Raw genomic sequence first — 17,106 nt, 5'->3', positions numbered from 1 at the left:
CGGACCACCTGAATCACCGACCCCCTGAGAGGAGGGCCGCCGGATGGGATTCCTGTTCGAGGACGGCAACTTCGCGCTGTTCCGCGACGGCTTCCTGCAGACGATCGAGCTGAGCGCGCTCAGCGCGCTGCTCGCCCTGCTGCTGGGCACCCTGCTGGCGGCCTTCCGGGTCTCCCCCGTCCCGGTGCTGCGCGGCTTCGGCACGGCCTGGGTGACGCTCTTCCGCAACACCCCGCTCACCCTGCTGTTCTTCGCCGTGACGTTCGGGCTCCCGCCGCTCGGCGTGCACTTCGACCACCTCACCTTCGCGGTGCTGGCCCTCGGCGGGTACACCGCCGCGTTCGTCTGCGAGGTGCTGCGCTCGGGCATCAACACCGTGCCCCTCGGCCAGGCCGAGGCCGCCCGCAGCCTCGGCATGACCTTCGGCCAGACCCTCACCCAGATCGTCCTGCCGCAGGCGGCGCGGACCGTACTGGCCCCGATGAGCAGCGTCTTCATCGCCCTGCCGAGGAACTCGGCGATCGCCGGCGCGTTCAGCGTCAGCGAGCTGTACAGCGCGCAGCAGACCTTCTCCGAGGACGGCTACTCGATCTTCGCGATCTTCTTCTGGGTGGCCTGCGCCTATCTCGCGATCAGCGCCACCATCGCCCTGCTGTTCCGCTTCCTGGAGACCCGACTGGCGGTGGCCCGATGATCTCCCTCTTCACCCGCCCCTCCACGGCCAGCGTCCTCTACGACGCCCCCGGCCCGCGGGCCCGTTCCCGCTACCGCGCGTTCGGCGTCCTGTCGCTGCTCGCGATCGCCGGCCTGCTCTGGTACGCCGTCACGGCGCTCGCCGACAACGGCCAGTTCGAGGCCGAGCTCTGGGACGCGTTCGCGTACAACACCATCCAGCAGCGGATCGTCGACGGCCTGCTGGCCACCGTGGAGGCCTTCGCGCTGGCCGCCGCGGGCTCGCTCGCCCTGGGCGCGCTGCTCGCCGCCGGACAGCTCTCCGACCACCGGCCGGTGCGCTGGGCGGCCGTCTCCTTCGTCCAGTTCTTCCGGGCGATGCCGCTGCTGATCCTGATCGTCGCGCTCTACTACGCCTTCTTCGCCAAGGAGCCGATGTGGGCCCTGGTGCTCGGGCTCACCCTCTACAACGGCTCGGTCCAGGCCGAGATCATCCGCAGCGGCGTCAACGCCGTCCCGCGGGGCCAGGGAGAGGCCGGATACGCGCTCGGCCTGCGCAAGAGCCAGGTGATGACCACCATCCTGGTCCCGCAGGCGGTCCGCTCGATGCTGCCCACGATGATCGGCCAGCTGGTCGTCACCCTCAAGGACACGTCGCTCGGCTTCATCATCACCTACCCCGAGCTGTTGTTCGTCGGCAAGGCCATCGCCACCCAGCCGCTCAATGCCGCGGGCTTCCCCTACATCCCCGTGGTGCTGGTGATCGGGCCGATCTACATCGCGATGTGCCTGCTGCTCACCGCGCTCGCCCGGTGGATCGAGGCACGTGGCCGACGCGGCGCGAACCGGCGCACTTCAGCTGCTGCTTGACGGACACGCAGGTGAACTGTTGCATTGCTCTTCGTGACACCATCCGGGAGCATCCACGCGGCATATGACGCCACCCCGTCGACCTGCCCCTGCCCGGAGGTCCCCGGCCGCGCCGCACCGGACCGTCCGTGCCCGGAGGTCCCGGCATGGACCCGGTGATCGTGGTCGGGGCCGGGCCGGTCGGCCTGGCCCTGGCCCTCGCCCTCGCCCGGCACGAGGTGCCGACCGTCGTCCTCGACGAGGGCTCCGGGCTCTCCCCCGAGAGCCCGCGCAGCGTCGTCCTCGGCGCCGACACCGCCGCCCTCCTGAGCCGGATCGGCTACCCCCGGGCCGTCGCCGACGCCGCCCGGTGGGACGCCTTCACCATCTGGCGACGCCGCCAGGAGGTGCTCCGGATCGACCTCGCCGACACCCCGGTCCTGCACCTGCCCCAGCACCGGCTCCAGCGCGGCCTGCGGGACGCCCTCACCGGCACCCCCCTGGTCAGGCTGGTCCCGCTCAGCCGGGTCACCCGGCTCGACCAGGACCGCGACGGCGTCAGCGTCCACACCCGCAACCCGCAGGACGGCACCGAGACCTGGTGGCGCGGCAGCCACCTCGTCGGCTGCGACGGCGCCCGGTCCACCGTCCGCAAGCTCCTGAAGATCCGCTTCCCCGGCCGCCCGGCCGTCGACCGCAGCGCCATCGCCACCGTCCGGGTCGACCTGCCGTTCACCGAGCCCCGGCTGCACCGCGAGCCCCCGTGGCGCGGCGACCGCGAGGCCTCCGCCCGCCCGCTGCCGCACGGCGTCTGGCGGCTGGACTGGCGGCTGCCCCCCGGCCGGCCGGCGCCCGCCGAGACGGTCGACCCGCACGCCACCTGGCCCGGCATCGTCACCGGCGACACCCTGCTCACCCGGGTCACCGCCACGCTCACCGGCTGGTGCGGCGAGCTCCCCCGCTTCGACCTGCTCGCCGCCGCCGACCACACCGCCCAGCAGCGGCTGGCCGCCCGCTTCCGCAGCGGCCGCTGCTTCCTCGCCGGCGACGCCGCCCACCTGCACGGCGCACTCGGCATGCAGAACCTCGCCGACGGCCTGCGCGACGCCGACAACCTCGCCTGGCGGCTCTCCCTCGCGTGGCACCTCCACTCCGGCGGCCCCCAGCCCGGCGGATCCCTCCTCGACGGGTACGAGTCCGAGCGGCGCGGCGCGGTCGGCGCCCGGCTGCGCGCGGTCGACCAGGCCATGCCACTGCTGCGCCCGCTGCGCGGCTGGCAGGCCACCCGCCGCTCGCTCTTCACCGGCTCGTTCCGCAAGCACGCGCCGATGCTCGCCGACGGCCAGCTGGGCACCGGCCGGTTCGGCGGCGTCCCCGCCTACCCGGCGGCCCCCTCCGGCGTGCCCGGCCGGGTCCCGGTCCAGCGCGGCGCGCGCGGCACCACCACGCTCAGCGAACTGCTGCCAGCCACCGCCCCCGGCGTGCTCGTCCCGGACCTGCCGGTACTCGCCGCCGACGGCACCCCGGACCAGTTGCACGCCCGCCTCGGCACCCACTTCCTGCTGCTGCTGGTCGCCCCCGGTACCACCGTCTGGTCCGCCGAGCACTGGCTGGGAGCCGGGCTGATGCCCCGGCTGGCCGAGGTCGCCGCGTCGCTGCCGGTGCCGGCCGCGGTCCTGGTCACCGAGGCCTACCCGGGGGCCGGACCGCACACCGTCCTGCTGATCCGGCCCGACGGGCACCTGGTCGGGGTCACCCGGGGCGCAGCGGCCGAGGACCTCCGGGCCCTGGCCGACGGGGCCCGGGGCGGTCCGGCCTCGCTGACCGGCGGAGAGACCGAGCCCGAGGCCGTCACCGAGCCCGACGCCGAGCCCCGGTCGGGAGCCGGTTCCGCGGCCGAACCCGCGGCCGGGTCGGAGCCCGAGCCGGCCGCCGAACCTAGCGGGCCACCTCGGTGACCCGGCTCTCCCGGACCACCGTGACCCGGATCTGCCCCGGATAGGTCAGCTCCTCGGAGACCTTCCTGGCGACCTCACGGGCGATCACCTGCGCCCGGAGGTCGTCCACCACCTCCGGCCGGACCATCACCCGGACCTCCCGGCCGGCCTGCATCGCGTACACCGCGGCCACGCCGTCGTGCGCCCGGGCGATCTCCTCCAACCGCTCCAGCCGGCGCACGTACGTCTCCGACGACTCCCTGCGCGCGCCGGGCCGACCGCCCGAACAGGCGTCGGCCGCCTGGGTGAGCACCGCCTCGACGGTCCGCGGATCCACCTCCCCGTGGTGCGCCGCTATCGCGTGCACCACGTCCGCCGACTCGCCGTGCCGCCGGGCGAGGTCCGCGCCGACCGCCGCGTGGCTCCCCTCCACCTCGTGGCTGAGCGCCTTGCCGATGTCGTGCAGCAGCGCCGCGCGGCGCACCGGTTCCGGGTCCACCCCCAGCTCGGCGGCCATCAGCCCGGCCAGGTGCGCCGACTCCACCAGGTGGCCCAGTACGTTCTGCCCGTACGAGGCGCGGTAGCGGAGCGTGCCGAGGGTGCGGACCAGGTCCGGATGCATCCCGCCGATCCGCACGGCCAGCAGCGCGTCCTCGCCGGCCCGCACGCAGCGCCGCTCGACCTCCTCACGGCTGCGCTCGTGGACGTGCTCGATCCGCAACGGGTGGATCCGGCCGTCCTCGACGAGGTGCTCCAGGGTGAGCCGGGCCGCCTCCCGGCGGACCGGGTCGAAGCAGGAGAGCTGCACCACCGCCGGGGTGTCGTCGATGATCAGGTTGACGCCCGTGACGGCCTCGAACGTCCGGATGTTCCGGCCCTCACGCCCGATCACCCGGCCCTTCATCTCCTCGTTCGGCAGCCGGAACGACGACACCGCGGTCTCGGCGGTCTGCTCGGCCGCCAGCCGCTGGATCGCCCCGGCGACGATCCCCCGGGCCCGCTGCTCACCCTCGTCGCGGGCCTCGCGCTCGATCTCCCGGACGGTGACCGCCGCCTCCCGGCGGGCCTCGGACGCCGCCTCGCGGACGAGTTCGGCGCGGGCCTGGTCCGCCGAGAGCCCGGCGGTCCGCTCCAGTTCCTCGGCCCGGCGGCGGACCAGTGCCGCCGCCTCGCCCCGGGCCCGCTCCAACGCGGCCGAGCGTTCGGCCAGTTCGCCCTCGCGCGTCCGGAGCCGGTCGAGCTCCTCGGTCAACCGCTCCTCGCGCCGGTCGAGTTCGGCCCGGAGCCGGGCGGCCTGCTGCTCCGCCCGCTGCCTGGTCCGCTCGGTCTCGGCGGCGTCCCGACGCCGCACGTGCCGCAGACGCCCGACGGTCAGCCGGACCGCCACTCCGACGACGGCCACCACGGCGACGGCCGGCAGGACCGCCACCAGCGAGGAGGTGGCCGATCCGGCACTCACCGCGATCCTCATCCTGCCCACTCCCCGTCCCGTGGCGGCACGACGCCCGGGACCAACCGCGCGGCCGGTCCCGGACCTGCCTGGTCACGGAGGCGACCGGGCGACCGGCCGGGGGCGGCCGAGGAATGATCGATGTGCTCCCGCACTGAGTGCGAGGCTAAGCGCGGGTCACGAAACGGTCAAGACTGGCTTGGTAGTCGGCCGACCCCACGATCCGCCCGGAGCCGACCGGGCGTCAGTCCCCGGTGTCAGTCCCGGGCGTCAGTCCCAGGCATCGGACGGTCCGTCCCCTTCCGTTCCGGCGTCCACCGACTCCGCGGGCTCCTCCTCGTCCAACGCCGCGCGGACCACCCGGAAGGCCAGGCCCTCGGAGTAGCCGCGCCGGGCCAGCATGCCGACCAGCCGGCGCGTCCGGGCCTGCCGCTCCAGGCCCCGGGTGGTCCGGAGCCGGCGGTCGACCAGGGCCCGGGCCGCCTCGGTCTCGTCGTCGTGGTCGAGCTGGGCGAGGGCCTGCTCGGCCTGCTCCCCGGTCACTCCCCTGGTCCGCAGCTCCTGGGCCAGCGCCCGACGGGAGAGTCCGCGGACGGCGTGCCGGGATTCCACCCACGCCCGGGCGAAGGCCGCGTCGTCGATCAGACCGACCTCCTCCAGCCGGGTCAGCACCTCCTCGGTGACCTCGTCCGGGATCTCCCGTTTGCGCAGGGCGTCGGCGAGCTGTTTGCGGCTCTTGGCCGCGCCGGTGAGCAGCCGCAGGCAGATGTCCCGTGCCCGCGTCGCGGGGTCGACGGACTCCTCCGCCCGGGAGCGTCGCGCGTCGGCGCCCGGCGCCTCGCTCGGCTCCGACCGCCCGGCCCGCCCACGGGACCGCCGCCCGGACGCGGGCCGCCCGGCGGAGGGCGCTGCGGTCCGGGACGCTGCAGATCGGGCCGGGGCGGCCACACCCCCGTGACCGGCCGCCCCGGCCCGGCTCTCCCCGGCACCGGGGCCGGAGCTCTCCTCCTCCAGCGCCGAGCGGCGACGGCGCCGCCCTGCGGGCAGCTCGGAGGCCGTGACCAACCCGAGGTCGCCCGCGTCCGCCGGGCCGTCCGCCGCTGCTCGACCGGACGGCCGCCGGTCCGCCGCCCGGGCCGGCGGCGGTGCTGCCGGCGCGGGGTCGGCCACGGCCGCGAACCAGTCCGGCGGGCCGTCGTCATCGTCGTCCGGGCCGTCCACCGGCGCGCTGCCCGCCGGCCCACTGTGCTGCATCAACGGATCAGGCCTTGGCGGCCGCCGCCGTCTTCTTCGCCGCTGCCGTCTTGGCGGCGGTCGCGGTGATCGGCTTGGCCCCGCCCTCGGCGGTGTCCGCAGCCTCGGCCTCGACCGGCTCCGCCGTCTTCGGGCCGATGCCGAGCTTGCTCTTGATCTTCCGCTCGATCTCGTCGGCCAGCTGCGGGTTGTCCTTCAGGAAGTTGCGGGCGTTCTCCTTGCCCTGGCCGAGCTGGTCGCCCTCGTAGGTGTACCAGGCACCCGACTTGCGGATGAAGCCGTGCTCGACGCCCATGTCGATCAGACCGCCCTCGCGGCTGATGCCCACGCCGTAGAGGATGTCGAACTCGGCCTGCTTGAACGGCGCGGCGACCTTGTTCTTGACGACCTTGACCCGGGTGCGGTTACCGACCGCCTCGGTGCCGTCCTTCAGGGTCTCGATCCGGCGGATGTCGAGACGGACCGAGGCGTAGAACTTCAGCGCGCGGCCACCGGTCGTGGTCTCCGGCGAGCCGAACATGACGCCGATCTTCTCGCGCAGCTGGTTGATGAACACCGCGGTGGTGTTCGACTGGTTCAGCGCACCGGCGATCTTCCGCAGTGCCTGGCTCATCAGCCGGGCCTGCAGGCCGACGTGCGAGTCGCCCATCTCGCCCTCGATCTCCGCGCGCGGGACCAGCGCGGCGACCGAGTCGATGATCACCAGGTCGATCGCGCCGGAGCGGATCAGCATGTCGGTGATCTCCAGGGCCTGCTCGCCGGTGTCCGGCTGGCTGACCAGCAGGGCGTCGGTGTCCACGCCGAGCTTCTTGGCGTAGTCCGGGTCGAGCGCGTGCTCCGCGTCGACGAAGGCGACCGTGCCGCCGGCCCGCTGGGCGTTGGCCGCCAGGTGCAGGGTCAGCGTGGTCTTGCCGGAGGACTCGGGACCGTAGATCTCCACCACCCGGCCGCGCGGGATGCCGCCGACGCCGAGGGCGACGTCCAGGGCGGTGGACCCGGTGGGGATCACGTCGATCGGCTCGTTGGCCTTCTCGCCCAGGCGCATCACCGAGCCCTTGCCGAACTGCCGCTCGATCTGGGCGAGTGCGGTCTCAAGAGCCTTCTCGCGGTCCGTGCCTGCCATGGCTTCCACCCTCGGGTTCTGTGCTGTGCGCTTCATCGTCATCGACGCTAGCGCGTCCCACTGACAATCGACCCTGACCGGGCTCGGCCTGGGGAAAACTCTTCGCCGGAGAGTACAAAGAACAAGTGTTCGATTCAAGCCGAAGCCGTTCGGCCTACTCGCCCCGCTTCCCCCCGCCCTCCTTGCCGTCCCCGCCCTTCGGTCCCTGACCGGCACCGGGCCCCGCGCCGGTGCCCCGGTCCGACCCGGCGCCCTTGTTCGAGCCGGCGTCCTTGTTCGAGCCGGCGCCCCTGCCCGCGGCGCCGTCCGACCCCCCGCCGACCATCCGCCGCAGCCGGCGGGCCGCCTCCCGGCGCAGCGCCCGCCGCAGCCGGCGCTGCTCGCCCCGGTCGATCCGCGGGTCGGTCGCCACCTCGTAGCGGCGCACGTACGTCCCCACGAAGCCCTGCAGGGTGGCTGCCGCCGGGATGGCGATGAGCGCGCCGACCGCGCCGAGCAGCGCGGCCCCGGCGATCACCGAACCGAACGCCACCGCCGGGTGGACGTCCACCGTCTTCGCCGTGATCCGCGGGTGCAGCAGGTAGTTCTCGATCTGCTGGTAGACCACCACGAACGCGAGCACCCAGAGTGCGTCCACCGGCTCCACGGTGAGCGCCACCAGCACCGGCAGGGCCCCCGCCAGGTAGGTGCCGATGGTCGGCACGAACTGCGACATGACGCCGACCCAGATCGCCAGCGCGGCCGCGTACGGCAGGTCCACCACGGCGAACATCACCCAGTGCGCGAACGTCGACGCCACGGCGAGCAGCGCCCTGGAGTAGAGGTAGCCGCCGGTCTTGGCCAGCGCGATCTCCCAGGCGCGCAGCACCTCGCCCTGCTTGGCGGGCGGCAGCAGCGAACAGACGGTCCGTCGCACCCGGGGGCCGTCGGCGGTGAAGTAGAAGGTGAAGAGGCCGACGGTGAAGGCCTGGAACAGTCCGCCGATCAGGGTCGAGGAGACGCCCCAGACGTTGTCGGCGGCCTGCTGGGCGTAGGTCTCGATGGCGCCGGAGTCCTTGAGCAGCTTCTTCTGCAGCTCGTCCAGCGAGAGGTCCTGGTTGAAGGTCCGGTTGATCCAGTCGATCAGGCTGTCGAGCAGGTGCGGCAGGTCCCCCGCGATCTTCGCCACCTGGTCGACCAGCAGGGTGCCGAGCGCGGCCAGGAAACCGCCCACCGCGATCGCCACCGCGACGAAGACCAGGAAGGTGCCGACCCCCCGGCGCACCCCGCGGGCCGCCATCCGGTCGACCGCCGGCTCCAGGGCCAAGGACAGGAAGAAGGAGACCAGCAGCATCACGAAGAGGTCGATCAGCTGGTGGAACGCCCAGTCGGCGAGCTGGAACAGCCCGACCATGAGCAGTGCCAGCACCATGGCCCGGGGCAGCCAGCGCGGCATCCCGGAACCCCAGAGACCGTCGGTGGCGGTCCGGGGCGGCGAGGCGGGCGGGGAGCCCGCGGCCTCGTCGGCGACCTGCGCCGACCTGTCCGAATTCTGCGGTTCTGCACTGCTTTTCACCCGCACAGTCTGACCCATGTCCGACGCCCGTTCGAGCATCGGGCCGGAATCAGCGGAGAACCGCGGAGACTCCCTGGGTCTCGCAGACCACCCGCCAGACGTCCTTGGCCTCCCAGCCCGCCTCCAGCGCCTGCCGGACCGTCCGACCGCCCAGCTCGCTCATCACGTGGTCGGTCGCGAAGGACTCGGCGTACACCTCGCCGAAGTGTGCGTGCGTCCGCCGCCAGAACTCCGTCAGCCTCATGCCCACCAGTATCCCGGACCGGCCCGCCGTCAGGCCCGCCGGTCCGCCGCCACCAGTGCGTACTCGACCTCGCCGTACTCACTGCCCGGGATCGCTTCGGGGTAATCCTCGTGGAAGGTCCGGACGTAGGAGAGCCCGGACTTCTCCATCACCCGCCGCGATCCGTGGTTGACCGCCATCGTGTAGGCCACCACGCGCTCCACCCCGAGCTCGGTGAATCCCCGGTGGATCAGCGCCCGGGCGCCCTCGGTGGCGTAGCCGTGCCCCCAGGCAGCGCGCCGCAGGCGGTAGCCGAGCTCGACCTCGGTGCGGTCGCCGTCCGGCGGCCGGAACTCGAACCAGCCCAGGAAGGCCCCGCCCGTCCGCTCCTCGGCGGCCCACCAGCCGAGGTCGCCGTACCGGCGGTAGTGGTCGAAGTACAGCGGCAGCAGGGTGTTCTCGACGACCTCGCGCGGTGTGGCCCGGCCACCGGTGAGGTAGCGCATCACCTCGGGGTCGCCGTCCAGCTCCTCCAGGTGGTCGGCGTCGGCGGCGGTGAAGCGGCGCAGCACCAGCCGCTCGGTGGTGAGGAAGACCTCCATGGTCCGATCCTCACCCACCCCGCCCCGCCCGTCACCCGGTTTTCCGCACCTCACGCCCCTGCCGCGCCCCCGGCACCCGCCGGGGACCCGCCCGGCCCGCGACCTCGCCCCCGCGCGGCCCGCCCGCCGCGTCAGCGCGGCAGCGTCAGCGTCCCCGCCCCGTAGTACTGCCGGTCGCCGCAGGCGTGCGGGCCGGGCGGGCAGGCGGCCGCCGCGGTGGCGGCCAGCAGGTCGGCGAGCCGGCCGGCGTCCCAGTCCGGGTGGAGCGCGGCGGCCACCGCGACGGCGCCCGTGACGTGCGCGGCGGCCATCGAGGTGCCGGCCAGCGCGGCGTAGCGGTCGCCGGGCCAGTCGGAGACGACCGCCCCCTGGGCGCCGCCGTCCGGGTCGCCGCCGGGCGCGGCCAGCGAGACCCTGCCGCGTCCGTGGTTGGTGTACGCGGACGGACGCCCGTCCCGGTTGACGGCGGTCACCGTGACCACGCCGGGCAGCTCTCCGGGCAGCCGCACGCACTCGGGGCCGACGAACCGTGACTCCGCCGGGCCGGCGGTGCGGTCGTTCGGGCTGCGCTCGTCGGGGCGGGGGGCGCCGAGGTCCTGGCCGTCGTTGCCCGCCGAGGCGACCACCACCGCACCCCGGCGGCGGGCGTAGTCGGCCGCCCGGCCGACGGCGGCGGTCAGCGCGGCCTGGTCGCGGTCGTCGGGGCAGTTGTACTTCCACGGGTCCGCGAAGTAGCTGTTGTTGATCGCCCTGGCGCCGTGGTCGGCGGCCCAGAGCATCCCGCAGACGATGTTCTCCGCGTAGTACTGGCCGAGCGGACCGAGCAGCCGGACCGCGGCGATCCGGACGCCCGGCGCGACCCCGCTGACGCCGCGGCCGTCCCGGGCGGCGCCGACGATCCCGGCGACGTGCGTGCCGTGGCCGCTCTCGCCGACCCCGTCGTCGGGCCGCCAGGCGCCGGTGCGGGCGTCCGGGCGGCCGTCGGCGCAGGAGGCGGAGGCCTTCGGGTCGACGGCGGCGCGCAGGTCGGGGTGGGTGTCGTCGACGCCGGAGTCCAGCACCGCGACGAGCACCTTGCCGAGGGCCCCGGCGGCGGGGGCGTCCGGGCCGCCCAGCAGGTTGGGGGTGGCGTCGCCGCCCGGGCCGGCGGCGGCGCCGAGCAGGGCGAGGTTCCAGGCGTCGTGCTCGCCCGGGTCGGCCACCGTGGCGGTGGTGTCGTCCCGGCCGTCCGCGCTCCCCGCCCGCACCGTTCCCGCGCCGAAGTCGCCGGCCCCGTCGAGCGACCGGGGCGGCCCCGGCACCGGCGCGGTCCTGGTCGCGCCGACCGCGGCCACCCCGGGCCGGTCCCTGACCTTGCCGGCGAAGCCCCCGGCGGCGTACGCGAGGACGGCGCCGATCTGCGGGTACTCCTGAACCACCTCTCCGCCGGCCGCCCGGGCCTCTCCCGCGGCCAGGGCGGCCCCGGCGGCGTCCGCCTGCTCGGCGAGGACCAGGTAGCTGAGGTACGACCGGCCGGGCCCGGAGACGTACGGCACGGCGCCGCCCACCACGAGCGCGGTGAGCAGCATGGCGAGCAGGACCCGGAAGGGGCCCCGCACCCGGCGCCGGGCGGCCGGGCCGGTACGGGCGGTCCGGACGGGGACGGGGACGGGACCGCGGCCGGACGGGTCCACCTGCGCCATGGCACGGTCTCCGCTCGTCGGTCCCGGTGGCCGGACGCGGTCGGGCGGCCACCGGAGGGCTGGTCTTCACAAGGGCATCGCAGGTCTGAACCATCACCATATGGTCGGATTGTCTGTTTTGCCCGATCAGCTCCACCGAACGGCCACACACCCGCCGTGCCGTCTCCGGGTCCCCCCTCTGTCAGTGGCACCCGGCACCATGGGGGCATGGCGCCGCAGACCCAGACACCGTCCCCGTCCGACCCGCTGGCCGGCTTCGCCCCGGCCACCCGGGCCTGGTTCGGCGCCGCCTTCTCCGCCCCGACCGCCGCCCAGGCCGAGGCCTGGCGCGCCATCGGCCGGGAGACCGACGTCCTGGTCGTGGCCCCCACCGGCTCCGGCAAGACGCTCGCCGCCTTCCTGTCCGCGCTGGACCGGCTCAGCTCCGTCCCGCCGCCCGACGAGGCCGGGCGCCGCTGCCGGGTCCTCTACATCTCGCCGCTCAAGGCCCTCGCGGTCGACGTCGAACGGAACCTCCGCGCCCCGCTGGCCGGCCTGCGGCAGGCCGCCGTCCGGCTCGGCCTGCCCGAGCCCGACGTCCAGGTCGGCATCCGCTCCGGCGACACCCCCGCCGCCGACCGCCGCCGCTTCGCCACGCACCCGCCGGACATCCTGATCACCACCCCCGAATCACTCTTCCTGCTGCTCACCTCGGCCTCCCGCGAGGCGCTGCGGGGCGTCGACACGGTGATCCTGGACGAGGTGCACGCCGTCGCGGGCACCAAGCGCGGCGCCCACCTGGCGCTCTCCCTGGAGCGGCTGGACGCGCTGCTGGACCGCCCGGCCCGCCGGATCGGCCTCTCCGCCACCGTCCGCCCGGTCGAGGAGGTGGCCCGTTTCCTCAGCCCCGGGCGCGGCGCCGTCGTCGTCCAGCCGCCGTCCACCAAGGAGTTCGACCTCTCCGTGGTGGTGCCCGTACCCCACCTCGACGACCTGCCCGCCTCCCCCACCGCCGGCAGCGCCTCCGACGACGACCCGGCCCGGCAGAACTCGATCTGGCCGCACGTCGAGGAGCGGATCGTCGACCTCGTCCAGGCGCACCGCTCGACCATCGTCTTCGCCAACTCCCGCCGCCTCGCCGAGCGGCTCTGCAACCGGCTGAACGAGATCGCCCTGGAGCGCGCCACCGGCGCCGCCCTCCCCGAGGACCACGCCCCCGCCCTCCTGATGGGCGGCTCCGGCGCCGCCAAGGGCGCCCCGCCGGTGATCGCCCGCGCCCACCACGGCTCGGTCTCCAAGGAACAGCGCGCCCTGGTCGAGGAGGAGCTCAAGGCCGGCCGGCTGCCCGCCGTGGTCGCCACCTCCAGCCTGGAGCTCGGGATCGACATGGGCGCCGTCGAACTGGTCGTCCAGGTCGAGTCCCCGCCCTCGGTCGCCTCCGGCCTGCAGCGCGTCGGCCGGGCCGGCCACCAGGTCGGCGCCGTCTCCACCGGCGTCGTCTTCCCCAAGTACCGCGGGGACCTCGTCCAGTCCGCCGTGGTCACCGAACGGATGCGCACCGGCCGGATCGAGGCGCTGCGCATCCCCCGCAACCCGCTGGACGTACTGGCGCAGCAGCTGGTCGCCATGACGGCGATGGAGATCTGGCAGGTCGACGAGCTGCTCGCCGTGGTCCGCCGCGCCGCGCCGTTCGCCTCCCTGCCCCAGTCCGCCTTCGACGCCGTGCTCGACATGCTGGCCGGCCGCTACCCCTCGGACGCCTTCGCCGAGCTGCGGCCCCGCCTGGTCTGGGACCGGGTGGCCGGCACCGTGACCGGCCGGCCCGGCGCGCAGCGGCTCGCCGTCACCTCCGGCGGCACCATCCCGGACCGCGGCCTGTTCGGCGTCTTCATCGCCGGGGCCGACCCCAAGAAGGGGGGCGGACGGGTGGGGGAGCTGGACGAGGAGATGGTCTACGAGTCCCGTGTCGGCGACGTCTTCACCCTCGGCACCACCTCCTGGCGGATCCAGGAGATCACCCACGACAAGGTACTGGTCACACCCGCCCCCGGTGTCCCGGGCCGCCTCCCGTTCTGGAAGGGCGACTCCCTCGGCCGCCCGCTCGAACTCGGCCGCGCCCTCGGCGCCTTCACCCGCGAGCTCGGCGCCCTCGACACCGAGGCCGCCACCGCCCGGCTCCGCGGGGCCGGCCTGGACGACTGGGCCGCCGGCAACCTGCTGGCCTACCTCGCCGAGCAGCGCACCGCCTGCGGCCACCTCCCCGACGACCGCACCATCGTGGTCGAGCGGTTCCGCGACGAACTCGGCGACTGGCGGATCGTCATCCACTCCCCCTTCGGCGCCCAGGTGCACGCCCCCTGGGCGCTCGCCCTCGGCGCCCGGCTGCGGGAGAAGCACGGCCTCGACCCGCAGGTGATGCACGCCGACGACGGCATCGTGCTCCGTCTCCCGGACGCCGACCTGCTGTCCGTCGACTTCGACTTCGGCAACCCCGCCGGGCGGCCTCCCGCCGACGACGCCCCGGTCGGCGCGGACGCCGCCCTGTTCGAGCCCGGCGAGATCGAACAGCTCGTCACCGACCAGGTCGGCAGCTCCGCCCTGTTCGCCTCCCGCTTCCGCGAGTGCGCCGGCCGCGCCCTGCTGCTCCCCCGCCGCAGCCCCGGCCGCCGCACCCCGCTGTGGCAGCAGCGGCAGCGCTCCGCCCAGCTCCTGGAGGTCGCCTCCGAGTACGGCTCCTTCCCGATCGTCCTGGAGGCCGTCCGCGAGTGCCTCCAGGACGTCTTCGACGTCCCCGGCCTGGTCGAGCTGATGGGGGACCTCGAATCCCGCGCCGTGCGCCTGATCGAGGTCACCACCACCGAGCCCTCCCCGTTCGCCCGCTCGCTCCTCTTCGGCTACGTCGCCCAGTTCCTGTACGAGGGGGACTCCCCGCTCGCCGAACGCCGGGCCGCCGCGCTCTCGCTCGACTCCCGGCTGCTCTCCGAACTCCTCGGCCAGGCCGAACTGCGCGAGCTCCTCGACCCGGAGGTCCTGGCCGAGCTGGAGGCCGAGCTCCAGCGGCTCACCCCCGAGCGCCGGATCAAGGACGCCGAGGGCGTCGCCGACGCGCTGCGTCTGCTCGGCCCGCTCACCGAGGCGGAGCTGACCGCCCGCGGCGCCCAACCGCTCTGGGCCCTGGAACTGGAGTCCGCCCGCCGGGTGATCCAGGTCCGGATCGCCGGCGAACGGCGCTGGGCCGCCATCGAGGACGCCGGGCGGCTGCGCGACGCCCTCGGCACCCCCCTCCCGGTCGGCGTCCCCGAAGCCTTCACCGAACCGGTCAAGGACCCGCTGGGCGACCTGCTCGCCCGGCACGCGCGCACCCACGGGCCGTTCACCGCCGCCGAGGCCGCCGACCGCTTCGGTCTCGGCACCGCCGTGGTCACCGGCACCCTGCACCGGCTCACCGCCGCCGGCCGCCTGGTCCAGGGCGAGTTCCGACCGGTCGAGGGCCACACCGCCGCCGTCGAGTGGTGCGACACCGACGTGCTGCGCCGGCTGCGCCGTCGCTCGCTGGCCGCCCTGCGCCAGGAGGTCGAACCCGTCCCGCCCCGCGCCCTGGCGGCCTTCCTGCCGCAGTGGCAGCACCTGGCCGGCCACCGGCTGCGCGGCCCGGACGGCCTGCTCCGGGTGGTCGAGCAGCTCCAGGGCGCCGCGCTGCCCGCGTCGGCCCTGGAGAAGCTGGTCCTCCCGGCCCGGCTCACCGACTACTCCCCCGGCCTGCTGGACGAGCTGATGGCGGCCGGCGAGATCGGCTGGACCGGCGCCGGCGCCCTGCCGGGCAAGGACGGCTGGATCAGCCTGCACCTGGCCGAGAACGCCCAGCTGCTGCGCCCAGAACCGATCCCGCCCACCGTCACCCCGGTGCACACCGCGCTCATGGAGGCACTGGCCGGCGGCTACGGCCTCTTCTTCCGCCAGTTGGTCGCACACCTCCCGGACACCCCCGAGCAGGAGCTCGTCGAGTCGCTCTGGGACCTCGTCTGGGCGGGCTACGTCAGCAACGACACCCTGGCGCCGCTGCGCGCCCTGCTCGGTTCGGGCCGGACGGCCGGGTCCACCGCGCACCGGGCGCCCCGGGCCGTCCCGCGCGGACGCTACGGCGGCGCGGGGCGCCCGTTCGGCCGGGCCGGCGGCGCGCTGCGCAGCGGTCCGCCGACGGTCGGCGGACGCTGGTCGCTGCTGCCCGCCTTCACCACCGAACAGACCGTCCGGGCCACCGCCCAGGCGCAGAGCCTGCTGGACCGGCACGGCCTGCTCACCCGCGGCGCGGTGGCGGCCGAACGGGTCCCGGGCGGCTTCGCCGGGGTGTACCGGGTGCTCGCCGCGATGGAGGAGCGCGGGCGGACCCGCCGGGGCTACTTCGTGGAGGGGCTGGGCGGTGCCCAGTTCGCCATGGAGGGCGCGGCCGACCGGCTGCGGTCGGTCAACGGCCGGCTGGAGCGCACCCGGGCCACCGAGTGGCCGGCCGCGCCCTCCGCGGAGCCGCCGCAGGCCCTGGTGCTGGCCGCCGCGGACCCGGCCAACGCCTACGGCGCCGCACTGCCCTGGCCCGAGCCGCCGGCCGGTGCGGGCGGCACGGGGGACGGCGCCGCGACCCGGGCACACCGCCCGGGCCGGAAGGCGGGCGCCCTGGTGGTCCTGGTCGACGGCGAGCTGAGCCTCTACGTCGAACGGGGCGGCAAGTCGTTGCTGGCCTGGCCGGAGGACGCGTCGACGCTCGCCACGGCGACCGCCGCGCTGGCCACCGCGGTCCGCTCGGGGGCGCTCGGCAGCGTCACCGTCGAACGGGCGAACGGCACGCCCGCCCTCGGCTCGGACCTCGGTGCCGCCCTGGAGGAGGCCGGCTTCCACGCCACCCCGCGCGGCCTGCGCCTGCGGCCCTAGGCACCGTCCCCGTCACCGCCCGGCCCCGGTCCCGGCCCGCCGCCCGCCGCCCGCCGGACACACGACGAGGGCCGCGGCGCCGGTTTCCCGGTGCCGCGGCCCTCGTCCGCGTTCGTCCTCACCCGACCGGAGACTCCGCCTCCGCCCGGGCCGTCGGCTCACCCGTCCGGCGCCTCGCCGGGCCCGTGGCGTTCCGGTCGGCGTGGACCGGGATCAACCCGAGCCCCCAGCCGCCGGCCGCCAGCAGGACCGGCACCGCACCGTCGGGCAGCTGTCCGGGGGCGGCCAGCAGCCACCAACCGAGTCCGCCGGCCAGGACCGGCAGACCACGGCGGACCGGCTGCGGCCACCGCCGCCGGAGCCGTATTCGGGCCCCGGTACGCGTACGCGCCACCACCGTTCTCCGCACGACCGCCCTCCTTCGCTCGCCCCGGGCACCAGGCGCCCGGGTGTCGAGGCCGGATCAGGCGGCGACCACGTCCATCGCGGCGGCCTTGGGCGACATGTTCGCCCGGTCGGCGCCGGGGGCGGGCAGCTGTACCGGTTCGAGCACCGGCCTCAGCAGTTCACCTTCGGAGAGGGTGGCCATCGCCGCAAGTTCGGCGAGCGACAGTTCGTCGCTGACCTCGCGCATGACCTCGGACATCCGGACGTCGAGTGCGTCGCAGATGGCGGAGAGCAGCTCCGAGGAGGCCTCCTTCTGTCCCCGCTCGACCTCGGAGAGGTAACCGAGCGAAACCCTGGCGGCTGCCGACACCTCGCGGAGTGTGCGGCCCTGGCGCTGGCGCTGCCGACGCAGTACATCGCCCAGTAGGCGACGAAGCAGGATCATCGGTGCCTCCCTCCTCGGACTG

At 75.0% G+C, this 17,106-nt stretch carries 13 protein-coding genes; 4 read left to right on the top strand and 9 right to left on the bottom strand.

The annotated features are described in order from the left end of the window. Positions 1-43: 43 nt before the first annotated feature. From ACFWIC_RS33565 to ACFWIC_RS33555, 3 genes are all read left to right on the top strand, one after another. A complete protein-coding gene (locus tag ACFWIC_RS33565; RefSeq protein WP_329882562.1) occupies positions 44-694 on the top strand; it encodes an amino acid ABC transporter permease in 651 nt (216 codons plus the stop codon). After that, a complete protein-coding gene (locus ACFWIC_RS33560; RefSeq protein WP_329949984.1) occupies positions 691-1,542 on the top strand; it encodes an amino acid ABC transporter permease in 852 nt (283 codons plus the stop codon). The genes ACFWIC_RS33565 and ACFWIC_RS33560 overlap by 4 nt, the downstream gene beginning before the upstream one ends. Positions 1,543-1,688: 146 nt before the next feature. Next, positions 1,689-3,479: an FAD-dependent monooxygenase gene (locus tag ACFWIC_RS33555; protein ID WP_380520741.1), complete on the top strand. Its 1,791-nt coding sequence runs from the start codon at positions 1,689-1,691 to the stop codon at positions 3,477-3,479. Here the strand turns inward: ACFWIC_RS33555 and rny are convergent. From rny to ACFWIC_RS33520, 7 genes are all read right to left on the bottom strand, one after another. Beyond that, a complete protein-coding gene (rny, locus tag ACFWIC_RS33550) occupies positions 3,460-4,929 on the bottom strand; it encodes a ribonuclease Y (RefSeq protein ID WP_380357544.1) in 1,470 nt (489 codons plus the stop codon). The genes ACFWIC_RS33555 and rny overlap by 20 nt on opposite strands. A gap of 249 nt (positions 4,930-5,178) precedes the next feature. Then, positions 5,179-6,162 carry a regulatory protein RecX gene (locus tag ACFWIC_RS33545; protein ID WP_380520740.1) on the bottom strand — a complete coding sequence of 328 codons (984 nt, stop codon included), beginning with the start codon at positions 6,160-6,162 and terminating at the stop codon, positions 5,179-5,181. Between the two features lie 7 nt (positions 6,163-6,169). Next, positions 6,170-7,285 (bottom strand): recombinase RecA, encoded by a 1,116-nt coding sequence (gene recA / locus ACFWIC_RS33540; protein WP_329949980.1) that lies wholly within the window; start codon positions 7,283-7,285, stop codon positions 6,170-6,172. A 154-nt stretch (positions 7,286-7,439) separates the two neighbouring features. Next, a complete protein-coding gene (locus ACFWIC_RS33535) occupies positions 7,440-8,720 on the bottom strand; it encodes an AI-2E family transporter (protein WP_329950054.1) in 1,281 nt (426 codons plus the stop codon). Positions 8,721-8,889: 169 nt separating this feature from the next. After that, positions 8,890-9,084: a DUF3046 domain-containing protein gene (locus tag ACFWIC_RS33530; RefSeq protein WP_380520739.1), complete on the bottom strand. Its 195-nt coding sequence runs from the start codon at positions 9,082-9,084 to the stop codon at positions 8,890-8,892. 29 nt (positions 9,085-9,113) lie between these two features. After that, positions 9,114-9,665: a GNAT family N-acetyltransferase gene (locus ACFWIC_RS33525; RefSeq protein ID WP_329949978.1), complete on the bottom strand. Its 552-nt coding sequence runs from the start codon at positions 9,663-9,665 to the stop codon at positions 9,114-9,116. Between the two features lie 131 nt (positions 9,666-9,796). Further along, positions 9,797-11,347, bottom strand: coding sequence for a S8 family serine peptidase (locus ACFWIC_RS33520; protein ID WP_380520738.1), 1,551 nt, complete (start codon positions 11,345-11,347; stop codon positions 9,797-9,799). 207 nt (positions 11,348-11,554) lie between these two features. On the opposite strand from ACFWIC_RS33520, the gene ACFWIC_RS33515 reads away from it, so the two are divergent. Then, positions 11,555-16,252 carry an ATP-dependent helicase gene (locus ACFWIC_RS33515; RefSeq protein ID WP_380520737.1) on the top strand — a complete coding sequence of 1,566 codons (4,698 nt, stop codon included), beginning with the start codon at positions 11,555-11,557 and terminating at the stop codon, positions 16,250-16,252. Between the two features lie 118 nt (positions 16,253-16,370). On the opposite strand, the gene ACFWIC_RS33510 is transcribed toward ACFWIC_RS33515, so the two are convergent. Both ACFWIC_RS33510 and ACFWIC_RS33505 read right to left on the bottom strand, forming a co-directional pair. Beyond that, positions 16,371-16,661 (bottom strand): hypothetical protein, encoded by a 291-nt coding sequence (locus ACFWIC_RS33510; RefSeq protein WP_329949975.1) that lies wholly within the window; start codon positions 16,659-16,661, stop codon positions 16,371-16,373. Between the two features lie 54 nt (positions 16,662-16,715). Beyond that, a complete protein-coding gene (locus ACFWIC_RS33505) occupies positions 16,716-17,084 on the bottom strand; it encodes a helix-turn-helix transcriptional regulator (RefSeq protein ID WP_327681118.1) in 369 nt (122 codons plus the stop codon). Positions 17,085-17,106 lie beyond the last annotated feature (22 nt).

This window comes from Kitasatospora sp. NPDC127035 (assembly GCF_042726075.1).
Taxonomy (GTDB): Bacteria; Actinomycetota; Actinomycetes; order Streptomycetales; family Streptomycetaceae; genus Kitasatospora.
Note: the sequence above shows the minus strand (reverse complement) of the source record. Positions and strands in the feature narration are given on the sequence as shown.